This is a genomic window from Microbacterium sp. RURRCA19A, assembly GCF_900156455.1.
Classification (GTDB): domain Bacteria; phylum Actinomycetota; class Actinomycetes; order Actinomycetales; family Microbacteriaceae; genus Microbacterium.
The window spans coordinates 1-21,385 of the sequence record NZ_FTNQ01000002.1 but is presented as its reverse complement, the minus strand read 5'-3'; the positions used below and the strand labels follow the sequence as shown (position 1 = coordinate 21,385).

Sequence of the window (21,385 nt, the reverse complement as noted above, 5' to 3'; positions counted from 1 at the left end):
GTATCGCGCGGGGAAACGTCGCGGACCTCGCGGATAAACTCGATGCGACCCCGAGGAGCCTCCACGATGACCGACGCGCCCGCGAACGACGCCGAACCCACCGAAGACGACGTCTTCGAGCAGAAGGCGGTCCGCCTCGCCAAGCGGGAACGCCTGCTCGAGGAGCGGGTGGACGCCGCGGGTGGGCCCTACCCGGTGACGGTCCCGGTGACGGACACGATCCCTTCGCTGCGCGAACGCTTCGCCGATCTGGAAGCGGGAGCCGAGACGGGCGTGACGGCGGGCGTCGCGGGCCGCGTCGTCTTCAGCCGCAACACCGGCAAGCTGTGCTTCGCGTCGCTGCAGTCGGGAGACGGCAGCCGGATCCAGGCCATGGTGTCGCTCGCGAACGTCGGCGACGAGTCGCTCCAGGCGTGGAAGGAACTCGTCGACCTGGGCGACCACGTCTTCGTGACGGGTGAGGTGATCTCCAGCCGCCGCGGCGAGCTGTCGATCATGGTCTCGGACTGGGCCATCGCCGCCAAGGCCGTGCTGCCGCTGCCGAACATGTACTCCGAGCTGAACGAGGAGAGCCGCGTCCGCAGCCGCTTCCTCGATCTGATCGTGCGCGATCGCGCGCGTGAGACGGTGCTCGCGCGCGCCAAGGTCAACGCCAGCCTGCGACGCACCTTCGCCGACCGCGCCTTCGTCGAGGTCGAGACCCCGATGCTGCAGGTGCAGCACGGCGGGGCCAGCGCACGCCCGTTCATCACGCACTCCAACGCGTTCGACGCCGACCTGTACCTCCGCATCGCGCCGGAGCTGTTCCTCAAGCGCGCGGTCGTGGGCGGCATCGACCGGGTGTTCGAGATCAACCGCAACTTCCGCAACGAGGGCGCGGACTCCACGCACAGCCCGGAGTTCGCGATGCTCGAGGCCTACCAGGCCTACACCGACTACAACGGCATCGCCGACCTGACGCAGACCCTCATCCAGGACGCGGCCGTCGCCGTGGCCGGTTCGACGACGGTCACGTGGGCCGACGGCACCGAGTACGACCTCGGTGGCGACTGGGATCGCATCTCGATGTACGACTCGCTGTCGGAGGCCGCGGGCCGCACCATCACCCCCGAGACCACGCTGGAAGACCTCAAGGCCTTCGGAGCCGAGGCCGGTGTCGACGCCCCGGCTCACGAGACGCACGGCAAGTGGGTCGAGGAGCTGTGGGAGCACTTCGTCAAGGGCGGACTCACGCGGCCGACGTTCGTCATGGACTTCCCCGTCGACACCAGCCCGCTCGTGCGCGAGCACCGTTCGATCGCCGGTGTCGTGGAGAAGTGGGACCTGTACGTGCGCGGCTTCGAACTGGCGACCGGGTACTCCGAGCTCGTCGACCCCGTCATCCAGCGCGAGCGCTTCACGGAGCAGGCCAAGCTCGCGGCCCGCGGTGACGACGAGGCGATGCCGATCGACGAGGAGTTCTTGCGCGCGCTCGAGCACGGCATGCCGCCCACGGGCGGTATGGGTATGGGCATCGACCGCCTGCTCATGGCCATCACCGGGCTCGGGATCCGCGAGACGATTCTGTTCCCCCTGGTGAAGTGACCGCCTCGCGCTCGAAGACCCACTCGGGCAGTCGTCCCTGAGCGCACATGATCCGCACGATGTCGGCGAGCCCGTGGTCGGGGTCGATGTCGAGCGCATCCGCGGCGTAGGCGGCGGCGTGCGTCGACCCGCCGGTCGCCCACGCGAGCCAGGCGCACGCGGCCAGTGGGCCGGCGCGACGGGAGCGCGGTGTCGCCGCGGCCAGGTGGCGGCACCGGTCGAGCGCCCGCAGCAGGCGCGGAGGATCGGGCCGGGCGCCCTCTCCCCACATCGGGCGCGCGAGGTCTGCGGGGAACGGGTGCCCGGCCGCGTGAGCGGTCTGTGCGCGGTAGGTCGCGTCACCGGTGGTGAGGTCGCCGATCCACTGCATGAGCGCGACGTCGCGGAGGAGCGGCCGCTGCAGGCAGAACGACACTGCCGCGACGGCGCGATCGTCGGGGTCTTCGTCGGGCGAGACGAACGCCTCGAACAGCGCCGGCGGGTCGGCGATGTCGTCGAGCACGAGTCTGGCGGCCGCGCGTCGTCCGGCCGGAAGACGTTTGGCCTCGCGTGAGCGGGCCACCAGGTGTCCGGCGTCGGTCAGAAGCCGGTTCACCGCCGTCCGTTCGGCGGTGGGGACCGGGGGAAGCGTCGCCGCGGCGTACTGGTCGCCGTCCAGCTCCGGCGTCCGCGTGAGGTCGGGGTCGGCCGCGATCTCCTCCAACGGCCGGGGTTCGCCGTCCGCTCCGGCGAGGTAGCCGATCCACCCGTCCGGGCCCACGGCGAACGCGTCGATCACGCGGAGGCCGCAGATGTCGGCGCGGGCGACGACCGCATCGACGAGGGCGCGGTGCGGAGCGGATCCGGCGTCACGGAGGGGGAGGTCGGTGTAGACGACCGCGGCGACGGCATCCGTCCGCGAGACCTTGCAGGCCATCCCGATGACCGTCGAGGCGACGTTCTCGACCTCGGCGTCGGAGTCGGGGGCGGGCAGGTCGATCCGGAGGGCGCCGAGCGACCGCCCCGCCGCGAAGGTGACGAGGGCGAGGCTGGATCGGGGCGTGCAGCCGAGCAGATGGGGGACGAGGGCGAGGAACTCGGCGGGGGCGCCGGCGCGGACGATCGGTGACATGCCCCGACGATGACGCAGCAGTGCCCACGGGCGCGGGCCGGAAACCGTGATCCGGGGAGGGCCGACCGGGTCGGAACCCTGTGCAGGAGGGGTGTGCTCCCGCCTGACGCTCAGGCGCTGCACGTATCCTTGACTCGTGGATGACATCTGGGCCGCCGTTCTGTGGCCGCTTCTGCCGACGCTCGCGGTGTCGGTGATCTTCTTCTTCATCCTGCGATCCGTGATCCGGATCGATCGCACGGAGCGCAAGGCCTACGCGCGCATCGAGGCCGAGGAGCGCGCCAAGCGCGGTCTCCCCGCCTCCGACAGCACAACCCCCTGACCGGTCGGTTCTCTCGGGTGTCGGGACCGGTCACTACGCTGGGGAGACATTCCGTTCAGGAGGTCCCGTGATCGACACCACGTTCGAGGCGAGCTGGCTCGTCATCGCGTTGTTCGTGATCGATCTCGTCGTGCGCATCGCGGCGGTCATCATCGTGCCCCGCAACCGACGGCCGACCGCCGCGATGGCCTGGCTGCTCGCGATCTACTTCATCCCCTTCGTCGGCGTGCTCCTGTTCCTCCTGATCGGGAATCCGCGGCTCCCGCGCACGCGCCGCCGCAAGCAGGCCGACATCAACCGGTACATCCACGACACGAGCGAATCGCTCGAGTTCGGCACCCTGCGCCCGAACGCGCCCGACTGGTTCCGTGCGCTGGTCCGCCTGAACCGCAATCTCGGCGCGATGCCCATCGCCGGTGACAACGGCGCGACCCTCATCGCCGACTATCAGGAGAGCCTCGACGCGATGGCGGATGCCATTCGGCGGGCTCAGCGCTACGTGCACGTCGAGTTCTACATCCTGCAGAGCGACGCCTCGACCGACAACTTCTTCCGTGCGCTCGAAGAGGTCGCCGCACGGGGTGTGGTGGTGCGCGTCCTGCTCGACCACTGGGCGAACCGGGGCAAGCCCTACTACCGGCAGACGCTCCGCCGGCTGGACGAGATGGGCGCCCACTGGCATCTGATGCTTCCGGTCCAACCCCTTCGGGGCCGCTATCAGCGTCCCGATCTGCGCAATCACCGCAAGCTCCTGGTCGTCGACGGCGACGTGGCGTTCATGGGCTCGCAGAACGTCACCGATTCGTCGTACAACCTCCGCAAGAACATCCGCCGAGGACTCCACTGGGTCGACCTGATGGTCCGGGTAGAGGGTCCCGTCGTCGCGAGCATCAACGCCGTGTTCCTCAGCGACTGGTACAGCGAGACCGACGAGGCGCTCACCGACGAGATCGACCTGTTCAGCGTGCAATCCGGTCCCGGAGACCTCGACTGCCAGATCGTGCCGTCCGGCCCCGGCTTCGACTTCCAGAACAATCTGAAGCTGTTCCTCGGGCTTCTCTTCGCCGCCCGCGAGCGCATCATCATCGTGAGCCCGTACTTCGTGCCCGACGAGGCGCTGCTCCTCGCGATCACGACGGCGTGCCAGCGTGGCGTCCACGTCGAATTGTTCGTCTCCGAAGAGGGCGACCAAGCGATGGTCTACCACGCCCAGCGCAGTTACTACGAGGCTCTGCTGGCCGCGGGTGTGAAGATCTGGATGTACCGCAAGCCCTTCATCCTGCACAGCAAGAGCCTCACGATCGACGACGAGGTCGCGGTGATCGGGTCGAGCAACATGGACATGCGCTCCTTCGGTCTCAACCTCGAGATCTCGATGCTCGTGCGCGGCGAGGAATTCGTCCGCGACATGCAGCGCGTCGAGGACGTCTACCGCACGCTCAGCCGCGAGCTCACGGTCGAGGAGTGGCGGCGCCAGCCCCTGCGCTCGACGATCCTCGACAACCTCGCGCGCCTCACCTCGGCGCTGCAGTGACTTCGGAGGCACACATGACCCGCCGTTCCCTCGCCGCACTCCTGAGCATCGGCATCCTTTCGATGGGCGCGCTGGTCGGCTGCGCGACGGGCACCGCCTCCTCTCCGACACCGGAGGACACGGCGGATGCCACGGCATCCGGCGCCCCGACGGAGGTGCGCGCGGGCTGGCTCGATGCGGGTCGCGGAATCGCCGTCATCACGCTCGGCAGCTCCTCGTGCGTGCCGGTCGCGACCGAGCCCGTGCTCGCCGGGACGACGCTCACCGTCGAGCTCGTCGAGCCGTCGGACGGGCCGTGCACGCGTGACCTGGCTCCCCGCGCGACGTACGTGGGTCTGCCCGCGGGCGTCGACCCGACCCAGGATCTCGAGGTCGTCGTCACCGGTGCCGCCGCGGGGTCGACGTCGGTCCCCGGCCTCGTCGAGGTGCCGGCCGCCGGCGACGAGTTCCTCCCCAGCGCCGGCTGGGTCTGGAACGATCAGGTCGCGATCCTCACGTGGGGCAGCTCGAGCTGCCGCCCGCAGGTCGAGGCCGTGGGTTCGACCGCCGGAGGGGCGAGGGTGACGTTCGTCGAGCCGCCGGCCGATCAGGTCTGCACGGCCGACATGGCGCCGCGGGTGACCCTGGCCGACCTGACGGGCATCGTCGTCGAAGGACCCGTCGAGCTCACGCTGTCCGGTGGCAATGTCGCTTCCGACGGCCCGATTGCGGTCATCGGGCAGCGCTGACCTCCCCCTGCACAACGAGCAGGTCGCCCACCTCGCACTCCAGGGCTCGGCAGATCGCGGCGAGTGTGGAGTAGCGGATCGCGCGGGCGCGGTCGTTCTTGAGCACCGAGAGATTGACGATGCTCACGCCGACGAGCTCGCTCAGCCGGGTGAGGGTCATGCCCCGTTCGGCGAGCAGCTCGTCGAGCCGACAGTGGATGCCGCTGGGTCCGTCGTCGTCGATCGCGGGGCTCATACGAGTCCTTCCGTATCGCGTTGGAGACGCACGCCGTAGGTGAACACGACCGACAGTGCCAGAACGCTCAGCCCGACGAGTGCCCACACCGGGTCGAAGGAGGAGCCGACGACGAAGACGCCCCCCGCCGCGGGGTTCAGCTCGTCGGCCGCCATCATCCGGCCGAGGCCCCCGAGCCCGGCCGACAGGATGCCGCCGATGAGCAGCGAGGCTCCCGCGACGCGTGTCGCGACGACCAGCGCGCGATGGAATGGGCGTCTCCACAGCAGCAGCAGGAAGAACAGCATCACGGCGCCCACCGTGAGCACGGTCGTGACGGTTCCGGCCGCGGCGCCGAGCACGAGCAGCGCGCGCGCACCGGCGCTCAGCCCGTCGGAGATCACCCAGGCGGACTCGTAGTGAGCCGACACGATCGGTGCGCCGGGGTCCGTCGAGACGGCCGCCTCCGTCAAGAGGCTGAAGCCGCCCGTGCCCGTGGCGATGCCGATCGCCGCGCGGACGCCGGGGAGGGCCAGTGCGAAGCCCATCACGAGCCCGGCCGCGACGAACAGGATCAGGATGCCGCGCTCCATGCGCCGGGACATCGGGGACGTGTCCGTCATCACACGAGTCCGTCCATGTCGCGCTGGAGGCGGTCGCCGACGGTGAACACGGTGCCGGCCAGGGCGGCGACGAATGCGGTACCGAACAGCACCGGCAGGTCGACGATCTGCACCGCGCCGCGGTCGAAGGTGTAGTCCGACATCCGGGCCAGCGCGCCGTTGGCCACCATGTTCTGGAAGAACGGGACGCCCGCGAGCCCGACGAGGGTCACGGTGCCCGCCACCGAGACGAGGGCCGTGTTCCGGCGACTGAAGATGCGCCCGCGCAGGATGTCGGCGGTGAGCAGGAGGAGCAGCACGACGACGGTGACGACGACGGCCGCGAGCAGGACCTCGGCGATCAGGAGCGCCCACAGCGAGGCGATCGGCAGTTCGGGGGCGACGATGACGCCCGTGCCGAGTTCGATCGGCACGGGCGCGGCGCTCGGGCCGAGCGGTGCCTGGGCGATGGTGTCGAGGAACGGCACGGTCACGCGCACATCGCGGTTGGGGAGTGCCTCGACGATGCGGATCGCGCTGTGCACGACTGCCCAGACGGCGAGGCCCACGCCGAGCACGACGAAGAAGAGAAACCCGACGGTGTCGCCGCGGGACAGGATGCGCGAGGTCGGACGGGGGGATGCCATGACCACTCCTTATCGAAATTCGTTGTTATCGGTTGTCGATAAATTATCGACTGTCGATGCGCTCCGCAACCCCGGCGCCGCGACGGCTATGCCCACGGCGAACACGCGTCCGCGGCATCCGGCCGCTGGTTACTCTCGATGTACGGCGCGCGGAGGCGTGCCTGTCAGCCCATTTCTGGAGGGACTGAGAGATGTTCGAGAGATTCACCGACCGTGCCCGTCGTGTGGTCGTCCTCGCCCAAGAAGAGGCGAAGATGCTCAACCACAACTACATCGGTACCGAGCACATCCTGCTCGGCCTGATCCACGAGGGCGAGGGTGTCGCCGCCAAGGCGCTCGAGTCGCTCGGCATCTCGCTCGACGCCGTGCGCGAGCAGGTCCAGGACATCATCGGTCAGGGCCAGCAGCAGCCCACCGGCCACATCCCCTTCACGCCGCGGGCGAAGAAGGTGCTGGAGCTGTCCCTGCGCGAGGCGCTGCAGCTCGGCCACAACTACATCGGCACCGAACACATCCTGCTCGGTCTGATCCGCGAGGGCGAGGGCGTCGCCGCCCAGGTGCTCGTCAAGCTCGGCGCCGACCTGAACAAGGTGCGCCAGCAGGTGATCCAGCTGCTCTCGGGCTACCAGGGCAAGGAGCCCGCGGGCGTCGCCTCCGGCGCCGGCGAGCAGACCTCGCAGGGCGCCCAGGGCGGGTCGGCCGTGCTCGACCAGTTCGGACGCAACCTCACCCAGGCCGCCCGCGACAACAAGCTCGATCCCGTCATCGGGCGCGAGAAGGAGATCGAGCGGGTCATGCAGATCCTCTCGCGCCGCTCCAAGAACAACCCCGTACTCATCGGTGAGCCCGGCGTCGGAAAGACGGCGGTCGTCGAGGGTCTCGCGCAGGCCATCGTCAAGGGCGACGTGCCCGAGACGCTGAAGGACAAGCAGGTCTACTCGCTCGACCTGGGTTCGCTCATCGCCGGGTCCCGTTACCGCGGCGACTTCGAGGAGCGCCTGAAGAAGGTCACCAAGGAGATCCGCACGCGCGGCGACATCATCGTCTTCATCGACGAGATCCACACGCTCGTGGGTGCCGGTGCCGCCGAGGGCGCGATCGACGCGGCATCCATCCTCAAGCCCCTCCTCGCGCGCGGCGAGCTCCAGACCATCGGGGCCACCACGCTCGACGAGTACCGTAAGCACTTCGAGAAGGATGCGGCGCTCGAGCGCCGCTTCCAGCCGATCCAGGTCGCCGAGCCGAGCCTGCCCCACGCGATCAACATCCTGAAGGGGTTGCGCGACCGCTACGAGGCACACCACAAGGTGCAGATCACCGACGGTGCCATCGTGGCCGCGGCGAACCTCGCCGATCGGTACATCAGCGACCGGTTCCTGCCCGACAAGGCCATCGACCTGATCGACGAGGCCGGCGCCCGCCTCCGCCTGTCGATCCTGTCGTCGCCGCCGGAGCTCCGTGAGTTCGACGAGAAGATCGCCAAGGTCCGCGAGCAGAAGGAGCAGGCCTCCGAGGAGCAGGACTTCGAGAAGGCCGCCGCGCTCCGCGATGAGGAGAAGTCCCTCCTCGCCGAGCGTCTGCGCCTGGAGAAGCAGTGGCGCTCGGGTGACGTCGCCTCCCACGCGGTGGTCGACGAGGGCCTGATCGCCGAGGTGCTCGCCCAGGCGACCGGCATCCCGGTGTTCAAGCTCACCGAGGAGGAGTCCAGCCGCCTCATGTTCATGGAGAAGGCCCTGCATCAGCGGGTCATCGGCCAGGAAGAGGCGATCGCGGCCCTGTCGCGGACGATCCGTCGCCAGCGTGCGGGTCTCAAGGACCCGAAGCGCCCCAGCGGCTCCTTCATCTTCGCCGGCCCCACGGGCGTGGGAAAGACCGAGCTGGCCAAGGCGCTCGCCGAGTTCCTCTTCGACGACGAGGGCGCGCTGATCTCGCTCGACATGTCGGAGTTCGGTGAGAAGCACACGGTCTCGCGTCTGTTCGGTGCCCCTCCCGGATTCGTCGGATTCGAAGAGGGCGGTCAGCTCACCGAGAAGGTGCGCCGCAAGCCGTTCTCGGTCGTGCTGTTCGACGAGATCGAGAAGGCTCACCCCGACATCTTCAACTCGCTGCTGCAGATCCTCGAAGAGGGGCGTCTGACCGACGGTCAGGGCCGCGTCGTCGACTTCAAGAACACCGTGATCATCATGACGACGAACCTGGGTTCGTCGGCGATCGCCGGTGGTCCGGTCGGCTTCCAGGTCGAGGGAAGCGCGCAGACGTCCTACGAGCGGATGAAGGGCAAGGTCGACGAGGAGCTCAAGCGCCACTTCAAGCCCGAGTTCCTCAACCGCGTCGACGACGTCATCGTCTTCCCGCAGCTGAACAAGGACGAGCTCCGTCAGATCGTCGGCCTGTTCGTGAAGCGCCTCGCCGACCGGCTGCTCGACCGCGACATGACGGTGGAGTTGTCGGACGACGCGAAGGACAAGCTGATCGAGATCGGCTTCGACCCGACGCTCGGTGCCCGTCCCCTCCGCCGCGCCATGCAGCGCGAGGTCGAAGACCGCCTGAGCGAGAAGATCCTGCACGGCGAGCTCGAGTCCGGCGACCACGTCAAGGTCGGCGTCGAGAACGGGCAGTTCACGTTCGACACGGCTCCGCGCGGCGACAAGGTCGCGATCGGTGTCGGCACCGCCGGAGAGATCTCGGCGACGCCCGACATCGTCGCCGGCAGCTGACGATCGCACGACAACAGGGCCCGGATGCCATGGCATCCGGGCCCTCGTCGTACCCTGGGACGATGACCTCCGCCGCGCCGTTCGTCGTCCGCCCCGCCGGGACACGCGACGTTCGACGTATCCATGAGTTGCTCGAGCCGTTCGTGCAGAAGCGCATCCTGCTCGGCAAGGACCTGGTCGTGCTCTACGGTTCCGTGCAGCAGTTCGTCGTCGCGGAGGTCGACGGTGAAGTCGTCGGCTGCGGCGCACTGCACGTGATGTGGGAGGATCTCGGCGAGATCCGTACGCTCATCGTCCACGACGACTGGCTGCATCACGGCGTGGGCCGGGCGATCGTGGAGACGCTGGAGCAGAACGCGCGCGACGTCGGCGTCACGAGACTCTTCTGCCTCACCTTCGAGGTCGACTTCTTCACTCGGCGCGGGTTTTCGCCCATCGGCGAGCAGGTCGTCGACCCCGACGTCTACTCGCAGCTCGTCCGCAGCCCCGACGAGGGTGTCGCGGAGTTCCTCGACCTCGCGCACGTGAAGCCGAACACCCTCGGCAACACGCGGATGCTCAAGCACCTGTGAGCGCGGCATGGCGCGGGCCCACAGCCGCGCGGCCTACGCTGGAACGATGACCGATGCCCCCCGCAGGCGGCGGCAATCCCCGGCGGTCTACCGTCGTCGCCGTCTCGCCGCCGCGCTCCTCGCGCTGCTCGTGATCGGCCTCGTCGTGTGGCTCGTCGCGGCGCCTCCGTGGCGCTCCGCGCCGACCGCCGACCCCGCGCCGGCGGCGAGCACCGTCGCACCCGCACCGTCCGCTCCGGCCGCCGTCGCGTCCCCCACGCCCACGCCGACGCCGACGCCGACCGCTCCTGCGGGCCCCGTCGAGTGCAGTCCCGCCGACATCACGGTCGAAGCGCTCACGGACAAGGAGGAGTACGGCCAGGGCGAGAACCCGCAGCTGTCGATCCGCCTGACGAACACGTCGGCGAACGCCTGCACGATGAACGTCGGCACGAGCGCGCAGTCGTTCACGGTCACGAGCGGGTCCGACGTGTGGTGGCGCTCGACGGACTGCCAGTCCGAGCCGAGCGACATGGAGGTCACGCTCGCGGCCGGCCAGCAGGTCACCAGTGCCGCGCCCTTGACCTGGGACCGCACCCGGTCGTCGGTGTCGTCGTGCGGCGGCGAGCGTCCGTTCGCCCCCGGGGGCGGTGCCACGTATCACTTGAGCGTGTCGATCGGCGGCATCCCGTCGTCCGGCACGGTGTCGTTCATCCTGCGCTGAGCGCGAGTGCCTCGGATTCAGTGTCCAAGACACGCGGATGCCGCGCGAGCCTATCCGCGTGTCTCGGACACTCAACGTGGGGTGACGCTGAGCTCATGCTGACGCCGGGCTCGCACTGCCGGGAGGACGCCCAGAGGGGCGGATGCCCTCGGCATCCGCCCCTCTCTCGTCAGCGCTTCTCGCCGAAGACCTCGCCCTCCATCGCGTCGTAGCCCTCTTCCTGCGGGTCGCGGTGCAGGCCGCCCGAAAGCGCGTACTCCTCCTCGGGGGAGAGCACGAGCCGGTGGCGCCCGTAGATCGCGAAGCCGATGAAGATGACCGCGTACACCGCGATGATCGCGACGATCGCGAGCATGTACGCGGGGTTCAGCAGCAGTCCGAAGAACACGATCGCCGCGATGATCGCCGCCGAGTAGGCGCCGAACAGGCCCCACGGGCTCTTGTAGGGCCGCACGGCGTTCGGGAACTTCCGCCGCAGCACGATGAACGACACCATCTGCAGGAAGTACGCCACCACCGCGCCCCACACGGCGATGTTCAGCACGATGGCGCCGGCGGGGCTGGCATCCCCGCCCGCCGCCTGGACCACCACGAGCGCCAGGAATCCGAGCACGGCGCCGAAGACCAGCGCGACCCACGGTGTCTTTCGCGCACCGGTCAGCGACAGCCAGCGCGGGTAGTAACCGGCGCGCGACAGCGAGTACATGTTGCGCCCGTAGGCGAACATGATGCCCATCAGGGAGGCCAGGAGTCCGACGAGCGCGAGCAGCGACAGCAGTGCGGCGGCCTGGTCGCCGACCATCGCGCGGAAGCCGTCGAGCAGCGGCTCGAGCGAACTGCCCGTGGCGTCGGCTCCGAGGACCCCGGTGTTGAGGAACAGCACGATGAGCCCGGTGATGATGAGCGTGCCGCGGGCCCACAGACCCGCGCGGGGGATGTCCCGGGCCGGGTTGTGCGACTCTTCGGCGGCGAGCGGGAGCTCTTCGATGCCGAGGAAGAACCACATCGCGAAGGGAAGGGCGAGCAGGATCGACCCGACGCCGAACGGCAGGAACTCGGATTGCCCTGCATCCGGTGCGATGTTCCACAGCGAGCCCCAGTCGAAGGCTCCGGATGCCACCGCCATCACGCCGAAGACCACGATGATGCCGATCGAGATGATCGAGACGACGATCGCGAAGACGAAGGAGATGTTGGCGCCGGCGGCGTTGAGGGCGATGAACACGGCGTAGAGGATGATCCACCAGACGAACGGCGGAAGGCTCACGCCGGTGAGGAGTTCCAGCGCCGAGTCGGCGTACTGCCCCGAGAAGTACACGACGACGGCGGTCGTCGCGACGTACTCGATCGTTTCGGCGAGGCCGGTCGCCAGACCTCCCCACGGCCCCATCGCCGATCGGGCGAACGAGTAGGCGCCGCCGGTGTGCGGCATCGCCGCGGCCATCTCGCCGATGGAGAAGGTGAGGCCGTAGTACATGATCACGAGCACGACGAAGGCGATCAGCATGCCGCCGAAGCCGGCGAAACCGATGCCGAAGTTCCAGCCCGAGAAGTCGCCCGAGATGACGGCGGCCACGGCGAGACCCCACAGGCCCCACACTCCCGCGGAGCGTTTCAGCGTGCGTTTCTCGAAGTAGGTGGAGTCGGTCGCCGTATAGGTGGCCCCGGCGACCTTTTTCTGAGAACTGCTCGAGGTGGACATGGAGCCTCCAGACGTATGCGGACAGGCTTCGGGAGCGCCTTTGCGGAGAATCATGGCGTTCTATTGGTCGACCTGTCTACCTTTGGCGTGTAAGTTCCTCGTTACGTCCTCCGATCGTGGGGACCTCGAGCAGGCGAGAGGGAGACCATGGCGGGCAATCTCACCACCGCGGAATTGGATGCCGCGATCGACTCCGGCGAGATCGACACCGTCGTCGTCGCCTTCCCGGACGCGCAGGGACGCCTCGTCGGCAAGCGCGTCGCCGCGCGGTTCTGGCGCGACGAGGTGCTGCCGCACGGCGCGGAGGCGTGCAACTACCTGCTCTCGGTCGACGTCGACATGAACACCGTCGACGGATACGCGATGTCGAGCTGGGAGAAGGGCTACGGCGACATGCTGCTCGTGCCCGACCTCGACACTCTCCGCCGCGTCCCGTGGCAGGAGGGCACGGCGCTGGTCATGGCCGACCTCGCGTGGGAGGACCGCGCGGCGGTGGTGCAGTCGCCGCGTGGCATCCTGAACGCCCAGCGCGCCCGGCTCGCCGAACGCGGACTCACCCCGTACGTCGGCACGGAGCTGGAGTTCATCGTCTTCGACGACTCGTTCCGGGATGCCTGGGCCAAGGGCTACACCGGGCTCACGGCCTCCACCGACTACAACGTGGACTACAACCTGCTCGCCACCACGCGGCTGGAGCCGCTTCTGCGCGACATCCGCCGCGGCATGGACGGCGCCGGGATGTACTGCGAGGGCGTCAAGGGCGAGTGCAACGACGGGCAGCAGGAGATCGCGTTCCGCTACGCCGAGGCGCTCGAGACCGCCGACAACCACACGATCTACAAGAACGGCGCGAAGGAGATCGCCGACCGGCACGGGAAGTCGCTGTCCTTCATGGCGAAGTTCGACCAGCGCGAGGGCAACAGCTGCCACATCCACCTGTCGGTGCGGGGCGAGAACGGTGAGGCCGTCATGGCCGGCGACGGACCGCACGGCTTCAGCCCGCTCATGGAGCACTGGATCGCCGGCATCCTGGCCACGCTCCGGGAGTTCACGCTCCTGTACGCCCCCACGATCAACTCCTACAAGCGCTACGCCAAGGGCTCCTTCGCGCCCACCGGCGTCGCGTGGGGCGTCGACAACCGCACGTGCGCGCTGCGCGTGGTCGGCCACGGCGCGTCTTTGCGCGTGGAGAATCGCGTGCCCGGCGGCGACGTCAACCCGTATCTCGCGATCTCGGCGATCATCGCGGGCGGACTGCACGGCATCGAGAACGAGCTGCCCTTGCCCGCGCCGCTGACCGGCAACGCCTACGCCGCCGGCGTCGACACGTTGCCGACGACACTCCGCGAGGCCGCGAAGCTGTTCGCGGAGTCGTCCGTGGCGCGTGCCGCCTTCGGCGACGACGTCGTCGAGCACTACCTCAACCAGGCGCGCATCGAGGTGGAAGCCTTCGACGCCGCCGTGACCGACTGGGAGCGCGTGCGTGGTTTCGAGCGTCTCTGATCCGGCCCGGACGCCCGTCGTCGGGCTGACCACCTACCTCGAGCGCGCGAAGCAGGGCGTGTGGGACGTGCGGGCGTCGTTCCTTCCGCAGCAGTACTTCGACGCCGTGACCGCCTCGGGCGCGACCGCGGTGCTGCTGCCGCCGCAGCCCCGGCCCGCGCAGGCGGCCGCCGCCGTGCTCGACGGCCTCGACGGACTCATCCTCACCGGCGGGCTCGACGTGCAGCCCGAGCTCTACGGCGCCGAGCGCCACCCGCTCACCGACCCCGCGCGCGCCGACCGCGACGCGTGGGAGCTCGCGCTGCTCGCCGGCGCGCGGGAGCGTGGCATCCCGGTGTTCGGGATCTGCCGCGGGTTGCAGCTCATCAACGTCGCGTACGGCGGCACGCTCCACCAGCACCTGCCCGAGGCGCTCGGCACCGAGCGGTACCGGATCGGCGGGGGCGTGTTCGCCGAGAACACCGTCGAGGTGGATGCCGGGACCCGGCTCGCCGGTCTCGTCGGCGCCGGAGAGCTCACCGTTCACAGCTACCACCACCAGGGCGTCGACCGGGTCGGCGACGCACTCCGCGTCACCGCGCGCACCGACGACGGGCTCGTGCAGGCCGTCGAGGTCGACGGTGACGAGTACCTCGTCGCGGTGCAGTGGCATCCCGAGGAGAACGCCGAGGACCGGCGTCTGTTCCTGGGGCTGGTGGCCGCTGCGGCGCGACGCCGGACCCTTCGTTCCGCGCACCAGGGAGTCCCCGCATGAGCACCTTCACCGTCATCAACCCTGCGACCGGCGCACCCATCACGACGCTCGAGCGCGCCGAGGTGGCCGAGGTGGATGCCGCCGTCGCCGACGCCGTCCGCGCGCAGCGCGCGTGGGCCGCACTCGCCCCCGTCGCCCGCGCCGACGCCCTGCGCTCCTTCGCGCGGGTCGTCGAGGCGCACGTCGACGAGCTCGCGGCGCTCGAGGTGCAGAACTCCGGGCACCCGATCGGCTCCGCCCGGTGGGAGGCGCAGCACGTCGCCCAGGTGCTCAACTACTACGCCGGATCGCCCGAACGCCTGATCGGACGACAGATCCCCGTCGCGGGCGGCCTCGACGTGACCTACCACGAGCCGTACGGCGTCGTCGGGATCATCGTGCCGTGGAACTTCCCCATGACGATCGCCGCGTGGGGCTTCGCCCCGGCGCTCGCCGCCGGGAACGCCGTCGTGCTCAAGCCCGCCGAGCTGACGCCGCTCACCGCCGCGCGACTCGGGGAGCTGGCGCTCGAGGCGGGTCTGCCGGAGGGGCTGTTCCAGGTGATCGTCGGGTCTGGCTCGGTCGTCGGGCAGCGGTTCGTCTCGCACCCCGACGTGCACAAGGTCGTCTTCACCGGGTCGACCGAGGTCGGCACCGAGGTGGCGGCCGGGTGCGCGCAGCTGCTCAAGCCCGTGACCCTGGAACTCGGCGGCAAGAGCGCCAACATCGTCTTCGCGGATGCCGACCTCGAGAAAGCCGCGGCCGGGGTCCCGGGTTCCGTGTTCGACAACGCCGGCCAGGACTGCTGCGCGCGCAGCCGCCTCCTCGTCGAGCGCAGCGTCTACGACCGGTTCCTCGAGCTGCTCGAACCCGCCGTCACGGCGTGGAAGGTCGGTGACCCGCACGACGAAGCCACCCAGATGGGGCCGTTGATCTCGGCATCCCACCGCTCCACCGTCGAGGGTTTCCTCGACGGGGCCGACATCGCGTTCCGCGGCTCGGCACCCGCGGGCGACGGCTTCTGGTTCGCCCCCGCGGTCGTGCTCGCGCAGCCCGGCGACCGCATCGCGCGCGAAGAGGTGTTCGGACCCGTGCTGGCCGTGCTGCCGTTCGACGACGAAGCGGATGCCATCCGCCTCGCCAACGACACCGCCTACGGTCTCGCGGGCTCGATCTGGACCGAGAACCTCGGCCGTGGCATCCGGGTCTCCCGCGGAGTGCGCAGCGGCGTGCTGTCGGTGAACTCGCACTCGTCCGTGCGGTACTCCACGCCCTTCGGCGGCATGAAGGCCTCGGGCCTCGGTCGCGAACTGGGCCCGGATGCCGCCGAGCACTTCACCGAGACGAAGAACGTCTTCTACGCCACCGAGTGACCCCTGCCCCGTCGTCCCACTTATGACGCTCCTCGTCCCACTTCTGGCTGATTCAGAGGCCCTGAGCCAACCACAAGTGGGACGAGGTTCAGCTCGAAAGGAACCACAGCACATGACCATCGACCTCACCCAGCGACTCCGCGACCGTGTCGCCATCGTCACCGGCGGCGCGTCGGGCATCGGCCTCGCCACCGCGCGCCGCTTCGCCGCCGAGGGCGCGCGCGTCGTCATCGCCGACCTCGACGAGACCACCGGGCTCGCTGCCGCCGCCGAGGTCGACGGCGTCTTCCGTCAGGTGAACGTCGCCGACGAGGCATCCGTCGATGCCCTCTTCGACGGCGTCGCAGCCGACCTCGGCAGCGTCGACATCGCGTTCAACAACGCCGGCATCTCGCCCGCCGACGACGACTCCATCGAGACGACGGAACTGCCCGCCTGGGACCGCGTGCAGGACGTCAACCTCAAGAGCGTGTACCTCTGCTCGCGCGCCGCGCTGCGCCACATGGTGCCGGCGGGCAAGGGCTCGATCATCAACACGGCGTCGTTCGTCGCGCTGCTCGGATCGGCGACCTCGCAGATCTCGTACACCGCGTCCAAGGGTGGCGTGCTCGCGATGACCCGCGAGCTCGGCGTGCAGTTCGCCCGGCAGGGGATCCGCGTGAACGCGCTCTGCCCGGGACCCGTGAACACGCCGCTCCTGCAGGAACTGTTCGCGAAGGACCCCGAGCGCGCGCAACGTCGTCTCGTGCACGTGCCGATGGGCCGGTTCGCGGATCCTGCGGAGATGGCCGCGGCCGTCGCGTTCCTGGCATCCGACGACGCGTCCTTCATCACCGCGACGGCCTTCGTCGTCGACGGCGGTATCACCAACGCCTACGTGACGCCCCTGTGACCCGCGGCATGACAGTCTGACGGGATGAGCGAAGCGCCGTTGGACGATCTGCGCCGGGCCGTGTATCGGCCCGTCCGCAGTGGCAACGCGCTCGAAGACACCACCGCCCGCATCGTGCAGACGGTGCGGCTCGGGCTCGTCGCGCCGGGGGAGTCGCTGCCCGCCGAGCGCGAGCTCGCCGCGCTGTACGGCGTCAGTCGTGACACGGTGCGCGAGGCGATCCGGGAGCTCTCGGATGCCGGCTGGCTCGAGACCCGCCGCGGGCGCTACGGCGGCACGTTCGTGGTCGACCCGGTCCCGCGGCCCGCGGGACCGGCCGAGGTGTCCGCCGCCGAGCTCGACGACGTGATCGCGCTGCGCGGCGTGCTCGAACCGGGTGCCGCGTGGGCGGCGGCGGGCCGCACCCTGGCACCGGAGGAACGCGACGTGCTGTGGGCTCGGCACGAGGCCGCGGCCGTCGCCGACGGTGAGGACTACCGTCGGCTGGACACGCTCCTGCACCTGACGATCGCGGAACTCGCCGGCATCCCCTCACTCGTCCCGCTCGTCGCCGACAACCGCGCGCGGGTGAACGCGTGGCTCGACACGTTCCCGCTGCTGCCGCGCAACATCGATCACTCGACGGCGCAGCACGCGGCGATCGTCTCGGCGATCCTCGCCGGGCGACCGGATGCCGCGCACGCGGCGATGCGCGACCACCTCGCCGGCAGCGAGGCTCTCCTGCGCGGGTTCCTGGCATAGGGCTTCGAGGTGCGCCGCGGCTGCGGCTGCGCGGCGGGGTGGCGCGCCGTTGCCGCCCCGGCTGCCTCGGTGACGGCGGGAGGGGATATGGCGGAGGGAGGATGCCCGCGCGGGATTGGGTCCTCCGCTCCCCGAATCTCCTCCGCTGGGCCCGGGCCGCAGGCGATCTGCACCGACGCGACGAGGGTGCACCCTCGCGGATAGGCTCGGAGGATGGCCGGTGGCAAGAAGCGCAAGGGGAAGCGACCCGACGTGGAGTTCAAGAACACCGCCCTCACCGACGCCCTGCAGACGCAGGACATGGCCGCGATCGCGTTCGCGCTGCGGCATGGGCCGACCGTCGTGCCGCTCATGCGCGCCGGCGACGCCGACAACCCGCTCGACGTGGGCGAGGTGTGGACGTACCGCGACCCCAACACCGGGCAGATCGCGCTGCTGCTGTTCAGCGACGCGGCGCACAAGCCGGAGACGCTGCCGCCGCACGTCGCCCTGCAGTCTCCGCAATGGCTGCGGGCGTTCCTCGACCAGCACCGCGACGAGATCACGACCGTGTTCATCGACATCGCGGGTCCGCACCCGATCCAAGCCTCACCTGCCGACCTGATCGCCGCCCTCGACGCCTGAGTGGCGGCTTCGCGCTGCGGCGGGGCGGGCGTCCGGGCCGAGGGGATGCCACTACCGCGACGCCGCTCGCCGTCGACACTCCGCAGGTGAAGTACCCGACTCGCGCGGGTGAGACGCCCGTGTAAGACTCGGGGCATGGAGTACCTGATCGCCGGCGCCGTGTGCGCCGCCGGACTCGTGATCCCCGCAGTGCTCGGCTTCACGTCGCCGCACCGCCGTCGCCGCTCGGCGCCGCCCGGTCGCTGAGCCGACCCGGCCGCGGAGTCAGAACTCGGGCACGGCCTCTTCGCGTGGCATCCCGCGGACCTTCAACTCGTTGAGCGCCTGCGCGAGCTTTCGCGACGACGAGTCGAGGACCGTGTGATACCCCAGGCGCGCGGCCTCGGACGCGCGTTGCGCCGCCTGCGTCACGTTGCGGATCTCACCCGTGAGCGTCAGCTCGCCGATCGCCGCGAGCCGCTTCGACACCTTCCGGTTCTGCACGGCGTTCGCCACGGCGATGGCTATCGCCAGGTCGGCCGCGGGTTCGACCAGACGCACTCCGCCGACGGTCGAGACGTACACGTCTTTGTCGGCGAGCGAGACCCCCATGCGGCTCTCGAGCACCGCGAGCACCATCGCCACGCGTGACGAGTCGACGCCGTTGACGATGCGTCGCGGGTTGGGGGCCGTCTGCTTCACGGTCAACGCCTGGATCTCGACGGGCAGCGCGCGCCGCCCTTCCATCGCGATCGTGACGCAGGTCCCGGGTTCGGGATCGCCGTGGCCGAGGAACAGCGCGCTCGGGTCGCTGACCTCGGCGATGCCGCTGCCGGTCATGTCGAAGCATCCGACCTCGTCGGTCGGTCCGAAGCGGTTCTTCAGTGCCCGGACGAAGCGCAGCGACGTCTGCCGGTCACCCTCGAAGTGGCACACGACGTCGACGAGGTGCTCGAGCACGCGCGGCCCCGCGATCGTGCCGTCTTTCGTCACGTGCCCCACGATGATGACCGGCAATCCCCGGTCCTTCGCGACGCGGATGAGTGTGGATGCCACCTCGCGCACCTGCGCGGGCTGTCCCGCTGCTCCGTCGCTCAACGCGGACGACACCGTCTGCACCGAGTCGACGATGAGCAGTTCGGGCTCGACCTGGTCGATGTGGCCGAGGATCGTGGCGAGGTCGGTCTCGGCAGCGAGGAACAGTTCGTCGTGGAGCGCGCCGGTGCGCTCGGCGCGGAGGCGCACCTGCGCCGCGGACTCCTCGCCGCTCGCGTAGAGCACGCGCCGTCCGGCCCGCGCGCTCTGCGCCGCGACCTCGAGCAGCAGTGTCGACTTGCCGACGCCGGGCTCACCGCTCAACAGGATCGCCGCACCGGGCACGATCCCGCCGCCGAGCACCCGATCGAACTCGCCGACCCCGCTGGTGCGCCGCGGCGCGTCCTGCGTGTCGATCTCGGTGATGCGCCGGGCCGCGCGAGCCGCCGCGGGCGCGACGGCGGTGACCGATCGCGTGATGCCGGTCTGTTCCGCCGCCTCGACGACCGTGCCCCACGACTGGCACTCTCCGCAGCGGCCGACCCACTTCAGCGTCGTCCACCCGCACTCGGTGCACCGGTACGGAGCGGCCGTGGGGGAGGGGCGACGGGATGCCATGGTGCCCAGGCTACGCGGGGGCTCCGACATCGCTGCCGTCGGGCTCACCGGCATCCCGATAAACGCGATCCACGGTGAGAAACGTGACGGCGACGCGTTTCTCGTCGCGGATCGCGTTTATCGCGAGAGGGCGCCGCGCCGCCGCGCCGCGACGCCCGCGCATCGCCGGGGCGCGCGCACCCGCCCCGCCCCTCAGTCGCGCAGCGAGTCCGCGACCGTCGTCAGCGCATCGGCGGAGCGGCGCAGCAGCGTGAGCTCACGGTCGGAGAACGGCGTACCGGTGAGCGGCACCGCTCCCCGCGCGCTGACGATCGACGGCACCGACAGCGCGGTTCCGGAGATGCCGTGGAAGTCCTCCAGCACGGTGCTCACGGGGAGGATCGCGTGCTCGTCGCGCAGGATCGCCTCGACGATGCGCGCGCTCGACAGCCCGATGGCGTAGTTCGTCGCGCCCTTGCCGCGGATGACCTTGTACGCCGCGTCGCGGACGTCGACGGCGATGGCATCCAATTCGGTCTCGTCGAAGCGGGTGCCGTCGGGCAGGTCGTACTCGGTGATCGGGATCGAACCGATCGTCGCCGTCGACCACAGCGGGAACTCGGTGTCGCCGTGCTCACCGACGATCCAGGCGTGCACGCTCGAGGTGGCGACCCCCGCGCGCTGCGCGATCTTCCAGCGCAGGCGCGAGGTGTCGAGCACCGTGCCCGACGCGAAGATCCGTTGCGTGGGAAGCCCCGTGGCCTGCTGCGCGAGGACCGTGAGCACGTCGCACGGATTGGTGACGATGACGTAGATCGCGTTCGGGGCCACCTCGAGCAGGTCGGGCATCATGCGCCGGATGATCCCGGCGTTCGTGGCCGCGAGTTCGGTGCGCGTCTGCCCGGGGTTCTGCTTCGCGCCGGCCGTGATGACCACGACGTGCGACCCCTCGGCGACCGACACGTCACTGCCCCCGGTGATGTCGCTCGATCCGGTGAACTGCGTGCCGTGGGCGAGGTCGAGCACCTCGGCCTCGACCTTCGCCTCGGCGATGTCGTACAGGGCGACGTGCCGGGCCGACCCGCGGATGAGGGCGGCGTACGCGACGCTGGCCCCCACGCTCCCCGCGCCGACGACGGTCAGTTTGGAGTTCTCGATCACGCTCATGGCTCGATCCTGGCATCCGTGTGGGACCGCTGCCAGAGCGGTTTCTCGACGGTGGACGAGTGGATGCCGTGGTGCGGTGCTCCGCGGATTCGCGGCATCCCGTCGAGTGTCGTAAGCTGGTCGGCGGTGACGTGTCCGAGCGGCCGAAGGTGCAACTCTCGAAAAGTTGTGTAGGGTAACCCCCTACCGTGGGTTCAAATCCCACCGTCACCGCCAAGTAGTTCACGTTGGAACCCCCGGTAAGCGCAAGCTGGCCGGGGGTTTTGTCGTGACTCCCTTGGTCTGGGCCTGGCTTGTCGTTCGCG

The 21,385-nt window shown here is 69.8% G+C and carries 20 protein-coding genes and 1 tRNA gene; 14 read left to right on the top strand and 7 right to left on the bottom strand.

What is annotated here, in order from left to right:
- Nucleotides 1-66 precede the first annotated feature (66 nt).
- The gene (gene lysS, locus BW982_RS08080) at nt 67-1,584 is read left to right on the top strand and encodes a lysine--tRNA ligase (protein WP_076492050.1); all 1,518 of its coding nucleotides are present in this window, start codon (nt 67-69) and stop codon (nt 1,582-1,584) included.
- Here the strand turns inward: lysS and BW982_RS08075 are convergent.
- On the bottom strand, nt 1,535-2,695 hold the full coding sequence (locus tag BW982_RS08075; protein ID WP_076492048.1) for a DUF4192 family protein: 1,161 nt from the start codon (nt 2,693-2,695) through the stop codon (nt 1,535-1,537). The two genes, lysS and BW982_RS08075, sit on opposite strands and share 50 nt — an antisense overlap.
- A 136-nt stretch (nt 2,696-2,831) precedes the next feature.
- On the opposite strand from BW982_RS08075, the gene BW982_RS08070 reads away from it, so the two are divergent.
- The 3 genes from BW982_RS08070 to BW982_RS08060 all read left to right on the top strand — a co-directional run bounded on the left by BW982_RS08070 (nt 2,832) and on the right by BW982_RS08060 (nt 5,279).
- Complete coding sequence (locus BW982_RS08070) at nt 2,832-3,017, top strand: hypothetical protein (protein ID WP_076492046.1); 186 nt, start codon at nt 2,832-2,834, stop codon at nt 3,015-3,017.
- A 67-nt stretch (nt 3,018-3,084) separates the two neighbouring features.
- Complete coding sequence (cls, locus tag BW982_RS08065) at nt 3,085-4,551, top strand: cardiolipin synthase (RefSeq protein WP_175611066.1); 1,467 nt, start codon at nt 3,085-3,087, stop codon at nt 4,549-4,551.
- A gap of 14 nt (nt 4,552-4,565) precedes the next feature.
- The gene (locus BW982_RS08060; RefSeq protein ID WP_076492044.1) at nt 4,566-5,279 is read left to right on the top strand and encodes a hypothetical protein; all 714 of its coding nucleotides are present in this window, start codon (nt 4,566-4,568) and stop codon (nt 5,277-5,279) included.
- Here BW982_RS08060 and BW982_RS08055 read toward each other — a convergent pair.
- From BW982_RS08055 to BW982_RS08045, 3 genes are read right to left on the bottom strand one after another with little or no spacing between them, the layout of a single operon-like run.
- The gene (locus tag BW982_RS08055) at nt 5,263-5,514 is read right to left on the bottom strand and encodes a helix-turn-helix domain-containing protein (protein ID WP_076492042.1); all 252 of its coding nucleotides are present in this window, start codon (nt 5,512-5,514) and stop codon (nt 5,263-5,265) included. The genes BW982_RS08060 and BW982_RS08055 overlap by 17 nt on opposite strands.
- Entirely contained in the window at nt 5,511-6,116 is a 606-nt protein-coding gene (locus BW982_RS08050; protein WP_076492040.1) for a hypothetical protein, read from the bottom strand. Before BW982_RS08050 ends, BW982_RS08055 begins: the two co-directional genes overlap by 4 nt.
- Nucleotides 6,116-6,742, bottom strand: coding sequence for a hypothetical protein (locus BW982_RS08045; RefSeq protein WP_076492038.1), 627 nt, complete (start codon nt 6,740-6,742; stop codon nt 6,116-6,118). Before BW982_RS08045 ends, BW982_RS08050 begins: the two co-directional genes overlap by 1 nt.
- Nucleotides 6,743-6,933: 191 nt before the next feature.
- Between BW982_RS08045 and BW982_RS08040 the strand changes: the two genes are divergently transcribed.
- The 3 genes from BW982_RS08040 to BW982_RS08030 all read left to right on the top strand — a co-directional run bounded on the left by BW982_RS08040 (nt 6,934) and on the right by BW982_RS08030 (nt 10,734).
- A complete protein-coding gene (locus BW982_RS08040; protein ID WP_076492037.1) occupies nt 6,934-9,459 on the top strand; it encodes an ATP-dependent Clp protease ATP-binding subunit in 2,526 nt (841 codons plus the stop codon).
- Between the two features lie 62 nt (nt 9,460-9,521).
- Nucleotides 9,522-10,031, top strand: a complete 510-nt coding sequence (locus BW982_RS08035) for an amino-acid N-acetyltransferase (protein WP_076493568.1) — start codon at nt 9,522-9,524, stop codon at nt 10,029-10,031.
- 46 nt (nt 10,032-10,077) lie between these two features.
- Entirely contained in the window at nt 10,078-10,734 is a 657-nt protein-coding gene (locus BW982_RS08030) for a hypothetical protein (protein WP_175611065.1), read from the top strand.
- A gap of 169 nt (nt 10,735-10,903) precedes the next feature.
- On the opposite strand, the gene BW982_RS08025 is transcribed toward BW982_RS08030, so the two are convergent.
- Entirely contained in the window at nt 10,904-12,436 is a 1,533-nt protein-coding gene (locus tag BW982_RS08025; RefSeq protein WP_076492035.1) for an amino acid permease, read from the bottom strand.
- A gap of 147 nt (nt 12,437-12,583) precedes the next feature.
- Between BW982_RS08025 and BW982_RS08020 the strand changes: the two genes are divergently transcribed.
- The 6 genes from BW982_RS08020 (at nt 12,584) to BW982_RS07995 (ending at nt 18,302) form a co-directional block, all read left to right on the top strand.
- On the top strand, nt 12,584-13,939 hold the full coding sequence (locus tag BW982_RS08020; protein ID WP_076492033.1) for a glutamine synthetase family protein: 1,356 nt from the start codon (nt 12,584-12,586) through the stop codon (nt 13,937-13,939).
- Nucleotides 13,920-14,693, top strand: coding sequence for a gamma-glutamyl-gamma-aminobutyrate hydrolase family protein (locus BW982_RS08015; RefSeq protein ID WP_076492031.1), 774 nt, complete (start codon nt 13,920-13,922; stop codon nt 14,691-14,693). The genes BW982_RS08020 and BW982_RS08015 overlap by 20 nt, the downstream gene beginning before the upstream one ends.
- Entirely contained in the window at nt 14,690-16,045 is a 1,356-nt protein-coding gene (locus BW982_RS08010; protein WP_076492029.1) for an aldehyde dehydrogenase family protein, read from the top strand. Before BW982_RS08015 ends, BW982_RS08010 begins: the two co-directional genes overlap by 4 nt.
- Before the next feature lie 112 nt (nt 16,046-16,157).
- A complete protein-coding gene (locus BW982_RS08005) occupies nt 16,158-16,937 on the top strand; it encodes a 3-oxoacyl-ACP reductase (RefSeq protein WP_076492027.1) in 780 nt (259 codons plus the stop codon).
- Between the two features lie 24 nt (nt 16,938-16,961).
- Entirely contained in the window at nt 16,962-17,678 is a 717-nt protein-coding gene (locus BW982_RS08000; RefSeq protein WP_076492025.1) for a FadR/GntR family transcriptional regulator, read from the top strand.
- Nucleotides 17,679-17,891: 213 nt separating this feature from the next.
- Nucleotides 17,892-18,302, top strand: a complete 411-nt coding sequence (locus BW982_RS07995; RefSeq protein WP_076492023.1) for a dehydrogenase — start codon at nt 17,892-17,894, stop codon at nt 18,300-18,302.
- A gap of 264 nt (nt 18,303-18,566) precedes the next feature.
- On the opposite strand, the gene radA is transcribed toward BW982_RS07995, so the two are convergent.
- Nucleotides 18,567-19,934: a DNA repair protein RadA gene (gene radA / locus BW982_RS07990; protein ID WP_076492021.1), complete on the bottom strand. Its 1,368-nt coding sequence runs from the start codon at nt 19,932-19,934 to the stop codon at nt 18,567-18,569.
- Between the two features lie 192 nt (nt 19,935-20,126).
- Nucleotides 20,127-21,080, bottom strand: coding sequence for an L-lactate dehydrogenase (locus BW982_RS07985; protein ID WP_076492018.1), 954 nt, complete (start codon nt 21,078-21,080; stop codon nt 20,127-20,129).
- A gap of 125 nt (nt 21,081-21,205) precedes the next feature.
- Here BW982_RS07985 and BW982_RS07980 point away from each other — a divergent pair.
- Nucleotides 21,206-21,296, top strand: a tRNA-Ser gene (locus BW982_RS07980).
- The last annotated feature ends 89 nt before the right edge of the window (nt 21,297-21,385 follow it).